Source organism: Pseudomonas sp. SED1, assembly GCF_034044025.1.
GTDB lineage: Bacteria > Pseudomonadota > Gammaproteobacteria > Pseudomonadales > Pseudomonadaceae > Aquipseudomonas.
This window is the reverse complement of sequence record NZ_JAXCIS010000075.1, coordinates 1-5,455: the sequence shown is the minus strand read 5'-3', so window position 1 is coordinate 5,455 and position 5,455 is coordinate 1. Positions and strand designations below refer to the sequence as shown.

5 protein-coding genes are annotated in these 5,455 nt (G+C 60.2%); 2 read left to right on the top strand and 3 right to left on the bottom strand.

Going from position 1 to position 5,455, the window contains the following annotated elements; genetic code table 11:
• Positions 1-12: 12 nt before the first annotated feature.
• Complete coding sequence (locus tag SNL23_RS11310; protein WP_076013386.1) at positions 13-1,290, bottom strand: ATP-binding protein; 1,278 nt, start codon at positions 1,288-1,290, stop codon at positions 13-15.
• Positions 1,291-1,998 carry a winged helix-turn-helix domain-containing protein gene (locus SNL23_RS11305; protein WP_318302278.1) on the bottom strand — a complete coding sequence of 236 codons (708 nt, stop codon included), beginning with the start codon at positions 1,996-1,998 and terminating at the stop codon, positions 1,291-1,293.
• 155 nt (positions 1,999-2,153) lie between these two features.
• On the opposite strand from SNL23_RS11305, the gene SNL23_RS11300 reads away from it, so the two are divergent.
• Complete coding sequence (locus tag SNL23_RS11300; protein ID WP_318302277.1) at positions 2,154-3,359, top strand: MFS transporter; 1,206 nt, start codon at positions 2,154-2,156, stop codon at positions 3,357-3,359.
• On the opposite strand, the gene SNL23_RS11295 is transcribed toward SNL23_RS11300, so the two are convergent.
• Positions 3,315-3,917 (bottom strand): tRNA-(ms[2]io[6]A)-hydroxylase, encoded by a 603-nt coding sequence (locus SNL23_RS11295; protein WP_318302276.1) that lies wholly within the window; start codon positions 3,915-3,917, stop codon positions 3,315-3,317. The genes SNL23_RS11300 and SNL23_RS11295 overlap by 45 nt on opposite strands.
• A 151-nt stretch (positions 3,918-4,068) precedes the next feature.
• On the opposite strand from SNL23_RS11295, the gene SNL23_RS11290 reads away from it, so the two are divergent.
• Complete coding sequence (locus SNL23_RS11290) at positions 4,069-4,929, top strand: universal stress protein (RefSeq protein ID WP_318302275.1); 861 nt, start codon at positions 4,069-4,071, stop codon at positions 4,927-4,929.
• The last annotated feature ends 526 nt before the right edge of the window (positions 4,930-5,455 follow it).

The window sequence follows — 5,455 nt, the reverse complement described above, 5'->3', positions numbered from 1 at the left end:
GCTCCTGGAGGGTTACTCGGCATACGCCCAGGTCATCCGGAACGACGCCCCACCCCACTCCGAATCCAGCACTTCAACCTGCCCGCCATGCCACTGGCACACCCGCCGCACCAGCGCCAGGCCAAGGCCGAAACCACCGGTGCGGCGGTCGCGGCTGGCGTCCAGGCGCAGGAACGGTTCGAAGATCTTCGCCCGCCCTTCCATCGGCACTCCCGGCCCATCGTCATTCACCCGCACTTCATAGCCGGCACCAAACTTCACCAGCGACACTTCCACACGCCGGTCGGCGTAGCGAATCGCATTGCGCAACAGGTTGATCACCGCCCGCGCCATAAAGCGCGGTTCGATGCGGATGTAATCAACTTCACAGGTGCGCAGCAGCAACTGCACCCCGGCCGCCTCGGCCTCCAGGGCGACGCTGCCGATGACGCTGTCGAGCCAGCTGTGGGCCTCAATGCTTTCCCGAGTGATCTGCGTGGCGCCGCGCTCCAGGCTGGCGTAGGTCAACAGTTCCGAGACCATTTCTTCCAGCTCGCCGAGGTCGGCGTACATGTCGGCGATCAGCGCGCGACTCTCCCGTGGGTCGGCCTGTTGCTTGAGCTGGTCGAGCTCAAACGACAGCCGCGCAATCGGCGTGCGCAGTTCGTGGGAGACCGCGTTGGTCAGCTCGCGCTGATTGGCGATCAGGCTTTCGATGCGCTCGGCCATCTGGTTGAAGTGCCCCGCCAGCTCACGCACGGTGGAGCGGCGCGGCAACAGGATGCGTGAACCCAGGTCGTTGTCACCAAAGCGCTGGGCTGCCAGGCGAATGTGCTCCAGGTCGCGCCAATGCGGGCGTACCCAGAAATAAAGCACGATCGCCAGGCACACGCCAAGGAAGCCATACGCCCACAGGTAGAGCCACTTGGGTTCTTCCGGCAGCTTGATTTCCAGCAGTTGCTTGCCGCCGTCGATGTTGGCGATGAATTCCATGAAATCGCCGCGCACCACCAACTCGCCACCGGCCAGCAGTTGCTGTTCACGTTCGGTCAGTTTCAGCGCGTCCTGCGGCACCAGCGCGAGGCGCAGCCCATAGTGCGGTTGCAACTCCGCCAGGCGTGCGGCCCGCGCTTCACCGGTCACTGGCCGTAATTGTTCCAGCAGCCCATAGGCCGGGCCGCGCAGGGCTTCGCGGTTATAGGTTTCGTTGGCCTCCGGCAGCAACTCATCGAAGGTGTAGTTCACCAGCCAGATCGCCCCGGCCAAACCAATGGCCAGGATGATATACAGACGCAGAAACAGCCTTAACATCTAAATCTCCCAGGCGAACGGATTGAACAGGTAACCCTTGCCCCAGATGGTCTTGATGCACACCGGTTCCCGGGGATTGTCATTGAGCTTGCCGCGCAGCTTGCTGATGTACACGTCGACACTGCGATTGAGCCCGTCAAAGGCAATCCCGCGCATGCGGTTGAGGATGTCGTCGCGGGAGAGGATTTTCCCGGCGGCGCTGGCCAGCAACCACAGCAGTTCGAATTCCATCGTGGTCAGGTCGATCTTCTCGCCACCCAGGCTTACCACCCGGCAACTGCGATCGATAGTCAGCCGGCCAAACTCAAGGGCGCCGCGCACCGTGGGTTCCGGCGTCTGGCGGCGTTGCAGGGCACGCAGACGGGCCAGCAGCACGGGCGGTTTGATCGGTTTGATCACATAGTCGTCGGCGCCGGATTCCAGGCCGAGGATATGGTCCAGGTCGTCTTCCTTGGCGGTGAGGATCACGATCGGCGTGTCGGACACATTGCGAATTTCGCGACACACATGCAGGCCGCTCTGGCCGGGCAGCATCAGGTCGAGCACGACGATCTTGGGCTTGAACTCCAGGAAGGCCGCCAGCGCCAAGTCGCCACGGTGCACGGCCAGCACCTCGAAGCCATGCTGGGACAGGAAATGGGCGATCAGCCCTGCCAGCTTCTCATCGTCCTCCACGAGCAAGACCTTGCCGAGACCCAAGTTATCCATATTTTTCCAGTGCGCGCGCGGATTGAAGTGTGCGCATTATAGGTGGCAAGCTGGGCAACTAAAGCAGCTGGCCATCACTGGCCGACGAAGCTTCATGTTTTTAAGAGTTTTTAACAAATAGCCTGCAATCTTTAACGCCAATCACAGGGAGTTGTATGCGCAAGGATTACCTGGCCTTCTTCATTTCAATGTTTCTGTCGCGGCTGGCCGACCAGATTCTATTGTTCATCGTGCCGTTGATCGTGTTCCAGACCACCAACAGTGTGTCGTGGGCCGGCCTGGCGTTTTTTGTCGAGTCCTTGCCGCGTTACCTGTCGTTCCCGGTGTGCGGGGCATTGTGCGACAAGTATCCCGCCGTGCGCATCCTGCATATCAGCCAGGTTTATCGGGCGCTGGCCTGTGTGGTCGCGGTGCTGTTGTACGGGATGTTCGACGGCATTTACTGGATCGTGATCCTTTCGGCGCTGTGTGGCGTGCTGACCACCCAGGGCATCATGGCCCGGGAAGTGGTGATGCCGCATATCTTCAAGCATTACACCTACGCCAAGACTTTGTCGTACTCGCAGATTGCCGACCAGACCGGGTTGGTGCTGGGCCCGTTGGTGGCGGCGTTGATGCTGGAAGTCTGGGCCTGGCATTGGGTAGTGCTGGGGATTGCCGGGCTGTTCCTGCTGGCAGACCTGGCGATGCTGATCTGGCAGCGCAACACCACAGTCAACCTGGAGACCTTCGAGCAGCACCATGACATCTGGCTGCAACCGCTGCGCATCGCCTTCGGGCATATCCGCAGCCTGCCTGAACTGAAACGGATCATCGCCCTGGCGGTGGGCGTGAACCTGATCATTGGCGTCACCCTGGCCACGTCGGCCGCCATGGTCATCGGTCAATATGCCGCCGGCAAGGACACCTACGCTGGCCTGCAGGCAGCGGGTGCCGTGGTGACCATTGTCATTCTGTTCTATCTGGCTCGCGCTACCCTGCCGTTGAAGGTGCTCGGCGGCCTGTCGTATTCAATGATTGCCGTGGGTGCGCTGGTGACAGCGATCAGCCCGAACGTCTGGGCCTATACCGCAGGCTTCCTGCTGGTGACCGGTTTCGACAAGATGTTCAACGTGTATATGCGCAGCATCCGCCAGCGGGTGATTCCGACTCAGGATTTTGGCAAGACCGTGGGGGTGATCACGTTGCTCAACAATCTCTCGCAGCCGTTGGCCGGGTTGCTGATTGCAGTACTCGCGGCACCGCTGGGGACGCAGACGGTGATCCTGCTACTGGCCGGGATCACCGTATTGATCGGTGCGCTGGTGTACGTGGTGTCAGGCCGGCACGCCACTGTGAAAGCGGAACTCGACGTCCGGTGACTCGATCAGTTCCTGCTCGGCGGCGCGCACGCGGTCGATGACTTGGGCGATGTCCTTGGCCTCACCGTACTGGTAAGCCAGTTTCAGGTAACCCTGGAAATGCCGGGCCTCGCTTTTCAGCAGGCCGAAGTAGAACTTGCCGAGTTCTTCGTCCAAATGCGGTACCAGTGCTTCGAAACGCTCGCAACTGCGGGCTTCGATAAACGCGCCGACCACGAGGGTATCCACCAGCTTGACCGGCTCATGGCTACGCACCACTTTGCGCAAACCCGAAGCGTAGCGGCCGGCGGACAGCTGTCGCAGCTCGATCTTGCGCTTCTTCATCAGGCGCATGACTTGCTCGTGGTGCACCAGTTCTTCCCGGGCCAGGCGCGACATCAGGTTGATCAGGTCGACATGGGAATGGTACTTGGCGATCAGGCTCAAGGCGGTGCTGGCGGCCTTGAATTCGCAGTTCTTGTGGTCGATCAGCAAGGTTTCCTGGTCGGCCAATGCGGCCTGGACCCAGCCGTCGGGGGTGCGGCAACCGAGGAATTCGTGGATTTCTGGCAGGTTCATCGGGCTCACGGGCAAAGATTCACAAAAGGCCGGCGATTATACCGACCGCGCCGCAGACCGCCAGCCACCGGGCTTGATGTGCATCAACATGACGTGTGCCGAGCAGCAACTATAGTTGTTCCACGCCCACCCTTTTTTGGAGAACCCGACCATGCAAGCCATCCGCAGCATCCTGGTGGTCATTGAGCCCGAGCATTCGGAAAGCCTGGCCCTCAAGCGCGCCAAACTGATTGCCGGCGTCACCGGGGCCCATTTGCATTTGTTGGTGTGTGACAAGAGGCATGAGCATTCGGCGATGTTGAGCCTGCTGAAGGCAGGTTTGCAGGAGGATGGCTACAGCGTCACCACCGAACAGGCGTGGAATGACAGCCTGCATGAAACCATCATCGATGTGCAGCAGGCGGAGGGGTGTGGGTTGGTGGTCAAGCAGCACTTTGCTGATAGCCCGCTGAAAAAAGCGCTGTTGACGCCTGCCGACTGGAAGCTGATGCGCTACTGCCCTACCCCGGTGCTGCTGGTGAAGACGTCCACGCCGTGGGCGGGCGGGGTGATTCTGGCGGCGATTGATGTGGGGAATTCCGATGCTGAGCATCAGGCGTTGCATAACTCGATCATTGATCATGGGTTTGATATTGCGAGCCTGGCCAAGGCGCAGTTGCATGTGATCAGTGCGCATCCGTCGCCGATGCTGTCGGCGGCGGATCCGGTGTTTCAGCTCAAGGAGACGATCGAGGCGCGGTATCGTGAGCAGTGCAAGGCGTTTCAGGCGGAGTTTGATATTGACGACACGCATCTGCATATCGAGGAAGGGCCGGCGGATGTGTTGATTCCTCATGCGGTGCACAAGTGGCAGGCGGCGGTGACCATCATCGGTACCGTGGCGCGTACGGGGATTTCCGGGGCGTTGATTGGGAATACGGCGGAGGTGGTGCTGGATGCGGTGGACAGTGATGTGTTGGTGCTTAAGCCGCAGGAGTTGATGGATCATCTGGAAGAGCTGGCTAATGGGTGATGCTTCTTTTTGGGGGCATATCCGTTTTTTGGGTGATGGTTTGTATTGGTTCCGCTCTTACAGCGGGTCACTTTTGAAAAGAGCCCAAAAGTAACCAAAAGGCTCTTGCCCCACCACTCGGCACCTCGCTTAAGCTCGGTGTGCCCTCACTCCGGCTTTGGACCGTGGGCCGCCGTCATGGGCCATCCTTGGCCCAGGACGGCTAACCCGGCGTCCTGCCGGGTTACCCACGCTCCAAAGCCTGCGTTCGGCCAGCGTGGTTAACGGGGCGCCTAAGATCAAGATCAAAAGCAGATCAAGAGCACAGCGGCCTACAGGCCGGCTTGAGTGTGGTGAAGCAACAGCAGGAGCAACAGCGAAATCAAGAGCGGGCACGGTCCAAATGTGGGAGCGGGCTTGCTCGCGAAGGTCGTTAACGATGACGCGGGCATCCTGAATGAACGCGGCGCCCTCAGGTTTTTCGCGAGCAAGCTCGCTCCTACAGAAGAGCAGCTTTGCTTTCGCTCTTAACACTCAAGCCGGCCGG